At 66.8% G+C, this 13,837-nt stretch carries 11 protein-coding genes and 1 tRNA gene; 6 read left to right on the top strand and 6 right to left on the bottom strand.

Annotated features, from left to right (window positions below):
* Window positions 1-160: 160 nt before the first annotated feature.
* From serC to aroA, 3 genes are all read left to right on the top strand, one after another.
* Window positions 161-1,246 (top strand): 3-phosphoserine/phosphohydroxythreonine transaminase, encoded by a 1,086-nt coding sequence (gene serC, locus AC5P8R_RS03495; RefSeq protein WP_014647617.1) that lies wholly within the window; start codon window positions 161-163, stop codon window positions 1,244-1,246.
* Window positions 1,247-1,297: 51 nt separating this feature from the next.
* Window positions 1,298-2,497: a prephenate dehydratase gene (gene pheA, locus AC5P8R_RS03490; protein ID WP_014647616.1), complete on the top strand. Its 1,200-nt coding sequence runs from the start codon at window positions 1,298-1,300 to the stop codon at window positions 2,495-2,497.
* Between the two features lie 76 nt (window positions 2,498-2,573).
* A complete protein-coding gene (gene aroA / locus AC5P8R_RS03485) occupies window positions 2,574-3,881 on the top strand; it encodes a 3-phosphoshikimate 1-carboxyvinyltransferase (protein ID WP_014647615.1) in 1,308 nt (435 codons plus the stop codon).
* A 148-nt stretch (window positions 3,882-4,029) separates the two neighbouring features.
* Here the strand turns inward: aroA and AC5P8R_RS03480 are convergent, their stop codons facing one another.
* Window positions 4,030-4,602, bottom strand: a complete 573-nt coding sequence (locus tag AC5P8R_RS03480; protein WP_046431429.1) for an energy transducer TonB — start codon at window positions 4,600-4,602, stop codon at window positions 4,030-4,032.
* Window positions 4,603-4,721: 119 nt separating this feature from the next.
* A complete protein-coding gene (locus AC5P8R_RS03475) occupies window positions 4,722-5,360 on the bottom strand; it encodes an energy transducer TonB (protein ID WP_495222994.1) in 639 nt (212 codons plus the stop codon).
* 113 nt (window positions 5,361-5,473) lie between these two features.
* Between AC5P8R_RS03475 and serS the strand changes: the two genes are divergently transcribed.
* Window positions 5,474-6,754 carry a serine--tRNA ligase gene (gene serS, locus AC5P8R_RS03470; protein WP_014647612.1) on the top strand — a complete coding sequence of 427 codons (1,281 nt, stop codon included), beginning with the start codon at window positions 5,474-5,476 and terminating at the stop codon, window positions 6,752-6,754.
* Window positions 6,755-6,820: 66 nt separating this feature from the next.
* Here serS and AC5P8R_RS03465 read toward each other — a convergent pair whose 3' ends face one another.
* Window positions 6,821-7,183 (bottom strand): SH3 domain-containing protein, encoded by a 363-nt coding sequence (locus AC5P8R_RS03465; RefSeq protein WP_053495993.1) that lies wholly within the window; start codon window positions 7,181-7,183, stop codon window positions 6,821-6,823.
* A gap of 136 nt (window positions 7,184-7,319) precedes the next feature.
* Window positions 7,320-7,907 carry an FMN-dependent NADH-azoreductase gene (locus AC5P8R_RS03460; protein WP_014647610.1) on the bottom strand — a complete coding sequence of 196 codons (588 nt, stop codon included), beginning with the start codon at window positions 7,905-7,907 and terminating at the stop codon, window positions 7,320-7,322.
* A gap of 127 nt (window positions 7,908-8,034) precedes the next feature.
* Here AC5P8R_RS03460 and AC5P8R_RS03455 point away from each other — a divergent pair, with 127 nt between their 5' ends.
* Window positions 8,035-9,027, top strand: a complete 993-nt coding sequence (locus AC5P8R_RS03455; RefSeq protein ID WP_005410175.1) for a LysR family transcriptional regulator — start codon at window positions 8,035-8,037, stop codon at window positions 9,025-9,027.
* A gap of 55 nt (window positions 9,028-9,082) precedes the next feature.
* Here the strand turns inward: AC5P8R_RS03455 and AC5P8R_RS03450 are convergent, their stop codons facing one another.
* Window positions 9,083-10,156, bottom strand: coding sequence for a DUF4241 domain-containing protein (locus tag AC5P8R_RS03450; protein WP_032957394.1), 1,074 nt, complete (start codon window positions 10,154-10,156; stop codon window positions 9,083-9,085).
* Window positions 10,157-10,280: 124 nt separating this feature from the next.
* Here AC5P8R_RS03450 and AC5P8R_RS03445 point away from each other — a divergent pair.
* A tRNA-Ser gene (locus tag AC5P8R_RS03445) sits at window positions 10,281-10,370 on the top strand.
* A 645-nt stretch (window positions 10,371-11,015) separates the two neighbouring features.
* On the opposite strand, the gene AC5P8R_RS03440 is transcribed toward AC5P8R_RS03445, so the two are convergent.
* Complete coding sequence (locus AC5P8R_RS03440) at window positions 11,016-13,769, bottom strand: UvrD-helicase domain-containing protein (protein ID WP_495223056.1); 2,754 nt, start codon at window positions 13,767-13,769, stop codon at window positions 11,016-11,018.
* Window positions 13,770-13,837 lie beyond the last annotated feature (68 nt).

The following is a 13,837-nucleotide window of genomic DNA, read 5'->3' as shown; positions in this document are numbered from 1 at the left end:
GCGGGCATGACGCCTGACGGCGTACGCCGACCGAGGTCGGCGACTACCGGCGCCACGCCGGCGGCGAATGGATTCCAATGAAACCAAATTTCCCTTGCCGCACTAGGCCGCAAGGCTGGTGCACTGCGGCATACTAGGGGTCTTGCCCCACAGGTGTGACATGACGCGCGCGTTCAACTTCAGTGCCGGCCCTGCGACCTTGCCGGAATCGGTCCTGCGCCAGGCGCAGGCGGAGATGCTGGACTGGCACGGTAGTGGTGCCTCGATCGTGGAAATGAGCCATCGCGGCGCGGAATTCATGTCCGTGGCCGCCGAGGCCGAGGCCGACCTGCGCCGCCTGCTCGATATCCCCGACGACTACGCGGTGCTGTTCCTGTCCGGTGGTGCCACCACCCAGCAGGCGCTCATCCCGCTCAACTTCGCCAGCCCCGGCCAGCGCGCCGACTACGTGGTCAGTGGCCATTGGGGAAAGACTGCGGTCAAGCAGGCCGGCGTCTACGTCGACGTCAACATTGCCGCCAGCAGCGAGCCCGACGGCTATCGCACGCTGCCGCCCCGCGCCGACTGGCAGCTCTCGCCCGACGCCGCCTATGTGCACATCACCGCCAACGAGACCATCCACGGCGTCGAGTTCCGTGATGTGCCGGATACCGGCGATGTGCCGCTGGTGGCGGACTTCAGCTCGTCCATCGCCAGCGAGCCGCTGGATGTACGCCGCTACGGTGTGATCTATGCCGGCGCGCAGAAGAACCTGGGCCCGGTCGGCATCGCAGTGATGATCGTCCGCCGCGATCTGCTCGAGCGCACTGGCCAGCCGCGCGCGGACATCTTCGATTACCGCTCGCATGTCGCCCGCGATTCGATGCTCAACACCCCGCCGACCTGGAACTGGTACCTGGCCGGCCTGGTGTTCAAGTGGATGCTGGCCGAAGGCGGCGTGGCCGAATTCGCTAGGCGCAATGCCGCCAAGGCGGCACTGGTGTACGGCGCCATCGATGGCTCCGGCGGCTTCTACCGGAACGAGGTCGCGCATGCGGCACGCTCGCGGATGAACATCCCGTTCTTCCTGCCCGATGCCGGGCTTGATGCCCGCTTCGTCGCCGAAGCCAAGGCTGCCGGCCTGCTGGCGCTGAAGGGACACAAGGTGGTCGGGGGCATCCGTGCCTCGCTGTACAACGCCATGCCGCTGGCCGGGGCCGAGGCGCTGGTCGCCTTCATGGCCGATTTCCAGCAGCGTCACGGCTGAGCAATGAACGGCGCGCACCGTCGGGTGCGGGTCCCGCAACAAGGAATTCCGATGGCAAGCAGCAAATCCAGCAAGAAGGCGCCGAAGAAGGCCGAACCGGCCAAGGACAGCGCGCCCAGCAAGGCGAAGGGCAAGGCCAAGGCCGCCTCGAACCCGGCACCCACCCTGGCACCGCTGGCGCTGGCCGATGTGCGCTCGAAGATCGACCAGATCGACCGTGACATCCAGAGCCTGATCGCCGAGCGCGCGCGCTTCGCCCACCAGGTCGGCAAGGCCAAGGGCAAGCTGGCCGCCGCTGTCGACTACTACCGCCCCGAGCGCGAAGCGCAGGTGCTGCGCATGGTGGTGGACCGCAATGAAGGCCCGCTCAGCGACGAGCTGCTGGTGCATGTCTATCGCGAGATCATGTCGGCCTGCCTGGCCCAGCAGGAGCCACTGAAGATCGGCTACCTCGGCCCGGAAGGCACCTTCAGCCAGCAGGCCGTGCTCAAGCACTTCGGCCGCTCCGCGCTGGGCCTGCCGATGGCCAGCATCGAGGAAGTGTTCCAGGAAGTGGAAGCGGGCAACGCCGATTTCGGCGTGGTGCCGGTGGAGAATTCGGGACAGGGCACCATCCAGATCACCCTGGACATGTTCCTGACCTCCAACCTGAAGATCTGTGGCGAAGTGGAACTGCGCGTGCAGCAGTTCCTGATGTCGCGCAGCGGCCGCATCGAGGACATCGAGCGCATCTACGCGCATCCGCAGTCGTTCATGCAGACCTCGGCGTGGCTGCGCGCCAACCTGCCGAAGGCCGAGAAGATTCCGGTCTCGAGCAATGCCGAAGGTGCGCGTCGTGCGCGCAACGCCGACGACGCAGCGGCCATCGGCGGCGAGAGTGCCGGCCACGTGTACGGCCTGAAGAAGGTGGTCACCAAGCCGATCCAGAACGATGCCGACAACACCACCCGCTTCCTGGTGGTGGGCCGCAACATCTTCCCGACCTCCGGCCACGACCGCACCTCGGTGCTGGTGTTCATCCATGACAAGCCCGGTGCGCTGTTCGATGTGCTCAGCCCGTTCGCCCGCCACGGCATCAGCATGAACCGCATCGAGTCGCGGCCGTCGCACCACGGCAAGTGGGAATACGGCTTCTTCATCGACCTGGCCGGCCACATCGACGACGCGCCGATGCAGGCGGCGCTGGCCGAACTGGAAGCGCACTCGGCGCAGATCAAGGTGCTGGGCTCCTACCCGGTGGCCGTGCCCTGAGTGCTGCTGTGGCGGCCCTGGCCGCCGCTCCCTGATGCATCGCCGGCGCTGCCGGCGTTTACGGAACGATCGAACGATGAGCAACGCGCAACATTGGATCGCCCGCAAGGGCCAGCCGCTGCAGGGCAGCCTGACCATTCCCGGCGACAAGTCGGTCTCGCACCGATCGGTGATGTTCGCCGCGCTGGCCGATGGTACTTCGCATATCGAAGGCTTCCTGGAAGGCGAGGACACCCGCGCCACCGCGCGCATCTTCAGCCAGCTGGGTGTGCGCATCGAAACCCCCAGCCCGTCGCAGCGCATCGTGCATGGTGTGGGTATCGACGGCCTGAAAGCACCGGAGGCACCGCTGGACTGCGGCAATGCCGGCACCGGCATGCGCCTGCTGGCCGGCCTGCTGGCGGGCCAGGCGTTCGACTGCACGCTGATCGGCGATGAGTCGCTGTCCGGCCGCCCGATGCGCCGTGTCACCGGCCCGCTGTCGCAGATGGGCGCAAGGATCGATACCCAGGACGACGGCACGCCGCCGCTGCACGTGCATGGCGGCCAGACGCTGCATGGCATCGACTTCGCCTCGCCGGTGGCCAGCGCACAGATCAAGTCGGCCGTGCTGCTGGCCGGCCTGTACGCGCAGGGCGAAACCCGCGTGGTGGAACCCCACCCGACCCGCGACTACACCGAACGCATGCTGTCCGCCTTCGGCGTGGACATCGAATTCTCGCCGGGCGAGGCGCGCCTGCGGGGCGGCCAGCGCCTGCGCGCCACGGACATCGTGGTGCCGGCCGACTTCTCTTCGGCCGCGTTCTACCTGGTCGCCGCCAGCATCATTCCCGGTTCCGAACTGCGCCTGAAGCAGGTCGGCCTGAACCCGCGTCGCACCGGCCTGCTGCACGCGCTGCGCCTGATGGGGGCGGATATCAGCGAAGAGAATCCGGCCGAGCAGGGCGGTGAGCCGGTGGCCGATCTGGTGGTGCGCTACGCTCCGCTGAAGGGCGCGCGTATTCCCGAAGCACTGGTGCCGGACATGATCGACGAGTTCCCGGCGCTGTTCGTGGCCGCCGCCGCCGCCGAAGGCCAGACCGTGGTGAGCGGTGCTGCCGAACTGCGGGTGAAGGAATCCGATCGTCTTGCGGCGATGGCCACTGGCCTGCGCGCGCTGGGCATGCAGGTGGACGAGACCGAGGATGGCGCCACCCTGCATGGCGGGGCTCGGCTGGGGAGTGGCACCATCGAAAGCCACGGCGACCATCGCATCGCCATGGCATTCGCCATTGCCGGCCAGATCAGCGACGGCGAAGTGCGCATCAACGACATCGCCAACGTCGCCACGTCCTTCCCGGACTTCGATGGCCTGGCGCGCAGCGCCGGCTTCAACCTGGCCTGATCGGCGGATCGCGTTTTCCGGCAGGTGCCAACCCTGGTTGGCACGCTCACATCGCCCGGTAGGTGCCAACCCTGGTTGGCACGCCTCTCCAGATAAAAGGACGGAGGCCGAAGCCTCCGTCTAAACATCACGAACCCCTCGTCCGCGATCAACGCTGTTCGGTACGGAAATCCACCGGGACCCGCACCACACTGGCCACTGCACGGCCTTCATGCATCGCCGGCTGGAACTTCCAGTTCTGCACGGCGCTCAGCACCGCGCGATCCAGGTCACGGCTGCGTTCGCCGCTGCGCGAAACAATCGCGGCATTGGTCACTTGGCCGCGGCTATCGACATTCAGGCTGGCGATCACGCTGCCCTGTACGCCATTACGCAGCGCGGCGGCGGGGTAGGTCGGCTTGATGTTGCCTGCCAGCGGGCGCGCCTCGCGATTGCGTACCGCAGGGGCGGCTTTGCGCTGGTTGCCGACCGGTGCGGCCTGGCGGGCCGCCGGCTCCTGCGCGTCGGCCACCGGCGCCTGCTCGGGGGCGGGCAGCATGCGCTCGCCGACCGGTGCCGGCGCCACGTCTTCCTGATTCGAGTGACGCAGCCAGAGCAGCGCGGCGGCAAACATCGCCACGATCAGCGCGATCCACATCCAGGGCGACGTGGGCTTGTGCTGTTCGCTGGCGTCTTGCTGCAGCTGCGGCGAATGAAGGTCTTCGTGGGTGGTGGCGGTCATCGCAAACTCCTTCCGTCAATGGACGACGGTGAGAGTGTTGCGCGGGCCAGTGGCGGGAAGTGTCAGCGTTGCGTCAACGTCACCGGCAGGGTTCAGGTTGCCTGCCGGGAAACGTTCAGTTACTGGGTCTTGAAGTCGAACGGCACTTCAATGCTGCCCGGTACGGCCTGGCCGTTGCTCTGCGCCGGGGTGAAACGCCAGCGGCGCACGGCGTCGGTGGCGGCACGGTCGAGCTCGCGTGAGCCGCTGCGCTGGATCACCGTGGCATTGTTCGGGTAGCCGATGGCATCCACGTCCACGCGCACCACCACGCTGCCGGTCTCGCCCGCGCGCAGGGCCGCGGCCGGGTAGGCCGGCGGCGGCGACTGGCCGGCAATCGGCATCGGTTGGCTGTTGCCGGTGGCGGCTGGCGCAGGGCTCGGCGTGGCCGGGGCCGGTTCAGCGATGGGCGCCGGCGGCGGCGGGGCGGTTTCGACCAGCTTCGGGGCGTCGTCCTCTACCGGGGCCGGCTTGGCATCGGGCATGTCGCTGGAGCCTGCGGCGGCGGCCAGCGGTTCCGGCAGCGGTTCCACCTGCGCGGTCTCCTGCGGGGTCTGCGCGGCCGGATCGGCACGGAAGAACTCCTTGTCGCGGCCGGTCAACCAGACCAGCACGAACAACAGCACGCCCACGCCGAAAGCGATGCCGGCGATCTTCAGGGCGTTGCGCGGGATATGCACAGTGAACGACTTGGCGGACGACGAGCGGGGTGCAGACATGGACCGGACCAGTACGGAATAGCCCGATTCTGCCACGCCAGGAATGAACCGGGCGGCAGAAATCCGTATAACAAGCGATAATCCCATCCCTGATACCCACCACGACACCTGCCATGCTTGATCCAGCCCTGCTCCGCCACCAGCCCGCCGACCTCGCCGAACGCCTGCGCACCAGCCGCGGCTTCGAGCTCGACGTGTCTGCCCTGGAGTCCCTGGAGGCGGATCGCAAGCGCATCCAGGTGCGGACCCAGGAGCTGCAGAGCCTGCGCAACAGCCGTTCCAAGGCCATCGGCCAGGCCAAGGCCAAGGGCGAGGACGTCTCGGCCATCATGGCCGAGGTCGCTGCCTTCGCCGACGAGCTGAAGGCTTCGGAAGTGGCGCTGGACGAGCTGCGCGAGAAGATCGAAGCGATCTCGATGGGCATTCCGAACCTGCCGGCCGACGACGTGCCGGCCGGTGCCGACGAGAACGACAACGTCGAGCAGGCGCGCTGGGGTACCCCGCGCCAGTTCGATTTCAAGGTGCTCGACCACGTCGAACTGGGCGCCCGCAACGGCTGGCTGGACGGCGAGACCGCGGCCAAGCTGTCCGGCTCGCGCTTCACCGTGCTGCGTGGCCCGATCGCGCGCCTGCACCGCGCCCTGGCCCAGTTCATGGTCGACCTGCACACCGGCGAGCACGGCTACGAGGAGACCAACGTGCCGCTGCTGGTCAACGCCGACTCGCTGCGCGGCACCAGCCAGCTGCCGAAGTTCGAGGACGACCTGTTCAAGACCGCCGTGGGCGACTCCACGCGTTACCTGATCCCGACCTCGGAAGTACCGCTGACCAACATCGTGCGCGATGAGATCGTCGACGCCGAGCGCCTGCCGCTGCGCATGACCGCCCACTCGATGTGCTTCCGTGCCGAGGCCGGCAGCGGTGGCCGCGACGTGCGCGGCATGATCCGCCAGCATCAGTTCGAGAAGGTCGAGCTGGTCTCGATCAGCCGCCCGGAAGACAGCGACGCCGAACACCAGCGCATGACCCGCTGCGCCGAAGTGGTGCTGGAAAAGCTGGGCCTGCCGTACCGCAAGGTGCTGCTGTGCACCGGCGACATGGGCTTCTCGGCGGTGAAGACCTATGACCTGGAAGTCTGGCTGCCGTCGCAGGAGACCTACCGTGAGATTTCCTCGTGCTCGAACTGTGGTGACTTCCAGGCCCGTCGCATGCAGGCGCGCTGGCGCAACCCGGCCACCGGCAAGCCGGAGCTGGCGCACACGCTGAACGGCTCGGGCGTGGCCGTTGGCCGCGCGATGATCGCGGTGATGGAGAACTACCAGAACGCCGACGGCAGCATCACCGTGCCGGAGGCCCTGCGCCCGTACATGGGTGGCCTGGAAACCATTGGCTGATAGCCGGCGCTGCGCGCCGCCGCCCGAGCATGGGCTCGGGCGCTACAGATCTGTGTAGAGCCGAGCCTATGCTCGGCTCTCCTTTATGGCCCGCAGCTTCTCCAGCGGCACCCATCCCGGTTCGCCGTTCTCCGGCACGCACCATGCCCAGCCATTGAGCGTGCGCATCCCGCGCAGCGTCTGCCCGGGGTCCACATCCAGTTCGCGCGCGCAGTAATCCTGCGTGGCAAACGCGCCACCCTGCGCATCGCGGCCGATCACCGGCGCCGGCACGAATCCGGGCTGCTGCCCCTCGGCCTCGCAGAGGAACCAGTCGTCCCAGCCCTCCGGGCCTTCATAACGTTCGCCCACCACCAGCGCCTGGCCGCGGCGCAGGATGATCGGGTGCGGAAATTCGCTGCGGTGCGCAGCCGTCACGATGTAGTTCATGCCCCCAGCCTAGCGCGCCGCAAAAGAAAACGGCCCCGCACAGCGGGGCCGCCAGGGTGGGCCGGGAGGGGGAGGGGATCCCGGCCCGCGTTCAGCGCCCAGACGAGGAGAGAGGGGCGCCGAACGTTGGAACGCGTTACGCCGCGACGGCTTCGGCCGCTTCGTGCGACGGCAGCGCCGCCAGCGCACCGGCGATGGCGTCTTCACGGTGCTGCGGCGAGTAGGCGATGCCCTCGGCGCGCACGAACTCGACTTCGTTGATGCCCATGAAGGCGAACACCTGACGCAGGAACGGCTCCTGGAAGTCGGCCGGCGAGTCGGTATAGATGCCGCCACGGCTGCTGGCGATGATCACCCGCTTGCCACCGGCCAGGCCCACCGGGCCGTTCTCGGTGTACTTGAAGGTGCGGCCGGCCACGGCCACGCGGTCGATCCAGGCCTTCAACGTGGACGGGATGCTGAAGTTGTACATCGGCGCGCCGATCACCACGATGTCGGCCTCCAGGAACTGCTGCATCACCTGTTCAGCATCGGTCGCTTCAGCGGCGTCGGTCTTGGCCAGCGAGCTGCTGCGCAGGTGCGGTACCGGATTGGCGTCAAGATCGCGATAATCGACCTGCAGGCCGTCGATCTGGCTGGCGAGGCGGGCGACCACGGCGGCCGACAGCTGGCGCGAGACGGAGTTGTCGCCAAGCACGCTGGCGTCGAGATGCAGAAGCTTCATGGCAGTCACCTATGTTCTGGGAGGAAGGGGCGGGGTGGCCCCGCCGACGGAGAGAACGATAGGTTGTTGCAAAGGCGGAATAAAGGTGATTGAATGCCACGTATTGTTCTAGATATGGAACTCGGGCATGCATGACCTGAATGACCTGTACTACTTCGCGATGGTGGTCGACCACGGCGGATTCGCCGCCGCCGAGCGCGCTTTGGGCATCCCCAAGTCGCGACTGAGCCGCCGCATCAGCCAGCTCGAAACCGACCTGGGCGTGCGCCTGCTGCAGCGTTCCACGCGCCGTTTCGCGGTCACCGACGTCGGCACCAGCGTGCACCGCCATGCGCAGACGATGCTGGCCGAGGCCCAGGCCGCCCGCGAAGTGGTGGACCGCCTCAGCGCCGAACCGCGCGGCGTGGTGCGCGCCAGCGTGCCGGTGTCACTGGCGCAGATGCAGCTGCCCAAGCTGCTGCCCAAGTTCCTTGAGCAGTATCCGAAGGTGCGGCTGCAGCTGAACATCAGCAACCGCCGCGTGGACATCATCAACGAAGGCTACGACGTGGCCCTGCGCGTGCGCTCGCGCCTGGACGACGACGGCAGCCTGGTGATGCGCAGCTTCGGCCAAGTGCAGGAACTGCTGGTGGCCAGCCCGAAGTACCTCGACCGCGCCGGCCGCCCCAAGGACCCGGAAGAGCTGACCCAGCACGTGACCCTCAGCATCAGCGAAGACGAAGCCCGCCAGCGCTGGGAACTGCATGGCCCGGAAGGCGAAGTGCGCCGGGTCGACCTGCAGCCGCGCGTGGCCGGCTTCGACTTCCCGCTGCTGCAGAGCATGGTGAAGGACGGTTTCGGCATCACCATGCTGCCGGAAACCGTGTGCGCCGACGCCGTGCGTAATGGCGAGCTGGAAGTGGTGCTGCCGGACTGGTCGCTGCCGCAGGGCGTGTGCCACGCCGTGTTCGCCTCGCGCCGCGGCCTGCTGCCGGCGGTGCGCGTGTTCATCGACTTCCTGGCCGAGCACCTGCCGCCGCAGCTGGAGGCCTCGCGCCTGGATTGCGGTGGCGCCTGTGAAAAGGCCAAGGAGCGGATCAAGGCCAGTGCACTGGGTGCGCTGGCGGTGGATGCCGGCTGAGAAGGCGCGAAGGTAGCGCCGGGCCATGCCCGGCGTTGCTGTATTCCGGCGCCGATCAGTTCCGGCCGAACAGCCGGTCCCAGAAACTACGGCGTCGCGGTGCGGCCGGTGGCGGTCCGGCTGCAACGACGGGCGCTTCCAGCACCGCCATCAGCTCCGCGCTGCGTGGCTTCTTCAGGAATCGCGCATAGTCCAGATAGCTGGTCACCTTGCTCATGTGCAGGCGTTCGGGCATTGCCGGCAATGCGCCGCCCTGCAACAGCACCCGCAATGCCTGCGGACGATCCAGGCGGATCGCCTCGTACAGGGCGGTGCCGCCACAGCCCGGTTCGATCAGGTTGGCGCGCTGCGGCGCATCCTCCAACAGGGTTTGCAATGCCTCCGCGTCGTCTCGTTCTACTGCAGCCACCAGCCGCGCCAGCGCCTCGGCTTCCGCAGCTGGCAGGTTGTCGCGATAGGCCTGGTCGGCAATCTCGCGCTCGTCGCGCCCGTCGCCGCCCTGGATGCACAGGAAATCGGTGACCAGGGCGACCGGAATGCCGGACGTATCCAGCGCCCAGTAGCTGGGATAGACACCGTCGCCCCAGCCGCTGGTGAACACCACCAGGCCGTGCGGCGAGTCCTCGCCCCAGGGGCGATATTCGGCGCCTTCATCCAGGCCATCGTGGTCGATCAGTGCATCCGACCATTCACCGTCTTCGTCGCCATCGGCCCGTTCGATCAGGGCCAGCAGCGCCTGCTGGGTGTCGGTGTCCATGAAGCAACCGATGCCAGCGTCGACCGGGTAGCCGATGAAGCTGTCCTCATCCAGTCCGGTCAGGTCCTGCGTGGTCCAGCGCGCCATCTGCCAGTGCAGGGCGGTCGCGGTGAGAGCTTCGCGTGGCTTGAACCAGACCACGGCCAACGCCGGGCGGCCGCTGTGCACGATGATCTCGACCGGATGCCGGCCCAGCGGGGCGGTGTAGTCGGCCAGCGCAGGCGCCTCGGCCTGCACCAGCGGATCGCAGACCACCACGTGCCCGCTGCTGACCGGCAGGTGCCCGGCGAAGGTGCGGTGCAGGGCCACAGCGGCCAGCTGGGTGTCGTCCAGCAGGCAGGTGCGCAGGTTGGCCAGATCGAGATGGGCCATGGCGGCTCCGAGTGCGGTGAAGGCCCCCACCGTGCCGGATGCGGAGGGCAGGGGCAAGGTGGTCTTGGGCAAATGCCCTTCACGTGCGAGAATACGGCGCTGCCCGGGCGACCGGGACCCGATTGGAGAGATGGCCGAGCGGTTTAAGGCACCGGTCTTGAAAACCGGCGAAGGGTTAAACCTTCCGTGGGTTCGAATCCCACTCTCTCCGCCAGTTGTTTCAAAGAGCCCCTGGGAACAGGGGCTTTTTTGTTGCTACGGCCCTTGCTGGCCAGCCATCCGGCAACCAAGGTCAGGTGAACGAATGAACCGGTGCATTCCTCTGACCCAACAGGGAATTGCTTCATTCAAGGACGTAATCGTTGCAGGTGCACAAGCGCTGACGTTGGCGCCGGGCAATTTGAATGTGCCAGACACCCGCGCTAGGCTTCGGATGCCCAAGGAGGGCGACCAACGGAGTCATGGCATGAAGATTGGATTCAAGCTTTCTGTTGCTGTTGCGGCCTGTGCGTTGACCTTTGGAATCAGCAGCGCCACGGCGAAAGCCCCTGGCCCATGTTCCGTCTGCGAGGTCCAATACATTGCGTGCGAGGCGTCAGGTACAAACTTGAGTATCTGTACCCGCAACTATATGCAATGCCTGCGTCTGAACGGCTGCATTATCCCGTAGCAGGGCGCGGCGGGGACGTGTGGGGACCTTGCGATACCCTGCAACCTTGCCACCCTCCAGACAAAAGCCTCGGTCCTGCCGGGGCTTTTTCGCTTCCGGAAACGCCATGGCGCGCATCGTGCCGGGGGCGAAACCGAGACGGTGCCTATGTGCCCTGATGCAGGCAGGCATATGTGGAGGGAGCGGCATTCAGCCCCGACGCCCACCTGTTGGCTTGTTGTGGCACAACGGGTAACTCGAGCACGACCGGAAAGCCCCATGTGGCCCATTCCGGTCCACGAATACGCCCACCCTGCACACCGGGCAGCGCTCATCGTGGATGGCCGCGCCTGAAATCGCGGTTACTTCCACTGCCCCGTCCTTCACCAGCTCATCCAGGAATGGCGAGTGCTTGCCCTGCAGGGTGAACATCGCGACCGACCGTCGCGCACGCGTCAGCGCGACATAGAACAGGCGCCGTTCTTCGCTCAGCGGATAGGTATCGCCGTCCGGCATTGCCAGCGAAAGCACCGGGTCATCCGCGCGCAGGCTCGGGAAGCTGCGGTTGATCATGCCCGGCAGGATCACGTAGTCCGCCTCGCGCCCCTTCGATCGATGTGCGGTAAGGAACTCGACGTCCATCGTGCTGCCGAAGGCCGTCTTCCAATCCGAAGGCATCGCACCGCGATCCGCGCGATACCGCCCCAGAACAAAGACCGTCACGCGCCCGGTGCGGCCCTGCGGCACTGCACCTGACAACAGTTGCTGGTGCAGCTTCGCAAGGTACTGGCGAACGCCATCCTGCACCTCCTCGCGCCGGTTCACCTGGAACGCCTGCAGCACCGGGCCCATTGCCGGCGCAGCAGAGCGAACTTCCTTGGCAATCTGCGCGGGGTTGCGGCTGATGAAGCGGCTGGACACATCACACAGTGCCTGTGGGCAGCGGAACGTCTGCTCCAGTTTCAGCACCTGGCCATGGCCCATCCATTCGCGGAATCCAGTCATCACCGCAACGTCGGCGCCAGCGAAGCGATTGATCGATTGCCAGTCATCGCCCACTGCAAACAGATAGCGGCCCGGTTGGCTGACCAGCGCACGGCAGAGGCGCGCGCGGGCGCGCGATGCGTCCTGGAACTCATCGGCCATCACCAGGTCGTAGGGCGACTCATAGTGGCCCTGTTCCAGCAGCCCGGCCGCCATGTTGAGCATGTCCTCGAAATCGATGCTGCGCTCGTCAGCCAGTGCGTTGTCCCAGGCCTGGAAAACCGGCCCGGCGATCTCCAGGAAGCGCCGGTAGCGTTCCTTGAACTGATCCTCGGGCATCTGCCGCAGGCGCGCCGCCATATCGTCCAGTGTCAGGCAGTTGCTCTTGGCATGGGCAATGAAGGTGCGCATCAGGCCAATCAGGTCTGCGTCCGGCATCGGCTTGGCGCCTTGATCAGGCAGCTCGCGGTCCGGGTTCGGGTCGAGCTCGACATCAGACGCGCCAAGCCGCTCGGCAAGATGCTGCAGGGCCTGTCCACTGCGCAGGCCAAACGACGTCGTCTCGACCAGAGCGGTGCCGCGCGCCACATGCTGCTGGCGCTTCCAGTGCATCCCTTCGCTGTAATTGGCAAAGTGCTTCGGCGGCTGGCCATCGGCATCCAGCGCAAAGTGCTCGTGATACAGCTGGGCGTCCGGATAGTAGAAGTCCGGGCGATACTGGCGATGGGTGTCTGTCGCGGTATCGAATTCGTAGCGCCGCTCGTAGTCGTACGCCACGCCGTTGTAGAACAGCCAATCGGCGATGACGCACTCCTCCAGGCTCTTCACCCGCTCACCCTTCAGGGTGCGGATGTAGGGCGTGCCATCGCGGTCGTAACCATCGGCCATCATGTCGGCACCGAACGGCGGCAGGTCGCGCCCGAACACCAGGCGGAACATGTCCCACTGGGTGCGGAAATGGGTCGAGCGGTCCTTCAGGTCGTCCACCAGTTCGGCCAGCTTGTTGAAGCCCAGCGTCGCGTCGACCGCCCATTCCGGGATATCCGGCTTGCGCCCTGTGGCTTTGGCGATGATGGACAGGCCCAGGGCGTGGAAAGTCCGGGCTTCCACCACGGTGTCGCCCATGCCGAGCCGGTCGAAGCATCGCTGCGCGCGCTCCTCCAGCTCCTGGGCGGCGTCCTTGTTGAAGGCGAGCATCACGATCCGTTCGGGTTCGACAAAGCCGCGGTCGATGGCATAAGCGGCCTTGGCGACCATTGTGGAGGTTTTCCCAGAGCCGGCCGCGGCCACGACCTGTACCCGGTTGTCGAAGCAGATGACGGCGTGGGCTTGTTCCTCGGTCAGAGGCTTGCTCTCGACCCGGTCCAGGAAGTCCTTGGCCAGCACCCGCTCGCGCTCTGCCATGGTCGCGTTGGCCTCGGCCCAGACGGTGGGCCAATCCAGCTGCCAGTCGTGCAGGGCGTCCAGCGCCATGCGGTGGCCGGGCGCGTGCAGGTCGTCGTGCACCTCCTCGTCGAGGAACAGCTGCTCCAGCTCGGCGGGCGGCAGGGGCAGGGCGGGGCGGTCGGCCAGCAACGCCTGCTGCTGTTCGTGGGTGATCCAGCGGCGTCCGGCACTGCCGCGGTCGATGAGCGCATCGGCAGCGCGCAACCACGCCTGGATCTGCTCCAGGATCGTGTCAAACAGGGCCTTGCGTCCCCGTGTGGTGCGCGCAAAGCGCACCTGCTGCAGCGCCGCCGCAAGCCGGGAGCCCTGGCTGTTGGGCAGCCCATCCACGGACAGTGCTTCACCGTGCTCGGTCGTCAGTTCGACCCGGGACCAGAGCACGCCGCGAACGACCCGCACGCTGTGTTCGTTCGCCACCTGCTGGCGGTACTGCCTGCCGTCGATCAAAAGCGCGAGCTGTTCGCCATCCAGCTGCAACTGCCAGTCCGGCGAGCGGGTCACACGCTGGCCCCAGCCCGAGGGGCGCCATTCCATAGACATCCAGATACTGCCTTGCGTACGTCACCGGGCGTAAAGTGCCCTTGCCGCCCCATGATAAGGCG

Source organism: Stenotrophomonas sp. YJH_SMC_73 (assembly GCF_059370155.1).
Note: the sequence above shows the minus strand (reverse complement) of the source record. Positions and strands in the feature narration are given on the sequence as shown.

What these genes read in the sequence shown, in the direction of transcription:
- AC5P8R_RS03450 (WP_032957394.1), bottom strand. Translation starts at nt 10,156, where the DNA reads ATGGCCCATCTCGATCTGGCCAACCTGCGCACCTGCCTGCTGGACGAC.
- AC5P8R_RS03455 (WP_005410175.1), top strand. Translation starts at nt 8,035, where the DNA reads ATGCATGACCTGAATGACCTGTACTACTTCGCGATGGTGGTCGACCAC.
- pheA (WP_014647616.1), top strand. Translation starts at nt 1,298, where the DNA reads ATGGCAAGCAGCAAATCCAGCAAGAAGGCGCCGAAGAAGGCCGAACCG.
- serC (WP_014647617.1), top strand. Translation starts at nt 161, where the DNA reads ATGACGCGCGCGTTCAACTTCAGTGCCGGCCCTGCGACCTTGCCGGAA.
- AC5P8R_RS03465 (WP_053495993.1), bottom strand. Translation starts at nt 7,183, where the DNA reads ATGAACTACATCGTGACGGCTGCGCACCGCAGCGAATTTCCGCACCCG.
- serS (WP_014647612.1), top strand. Translation starts at nt 5,474, where the DNA reads ATGCTTGATCCAGCCCTGCTCCGCCACCAGCCCGCCGACCTCGCCGAA.
- AC5P8R_RS03460 (WP_014647610.1), bottom strand. Translation starts at nt 7,907, where the DNA reads ATGAAGCTTCTGCATCTCGACGCCAGCGTGCTTGGCGACAACTCCGTC.
- AC5P8R_RS03480 (WP_046431429.1), bottom strand. Translation starts at nt 4,602, where the DNA reads ATGACCGCCACCACCCACGAAGACCTTCATTCGCCGCAGCTGCAGCAA.
- AC5P8R_RS03440 (WP_495223056.1), bottom strand. Translation starts at nt 13,769, where the DNA reads ATGGAATGGCGCCCCTCGGGCTGGGGCCAGCGTGTGACCCGCTCGCCG.
- AC5P8R_RS03475 (WP_495222994.1), bottom strand. Translation starts at nt 5,360, where the DNA reads ATGTCTGCACCCCGCTCGTCGTCCGCCAAGTCGTTCACTGTGCATATC.
- aroA (WP_014647615.1), top strand. Translation starts at nt 2,574, where the DNA reads ATGAGCAACGCGCAACATTGGATCGCCCGCAAGGGCCAGCCGCTGCAG.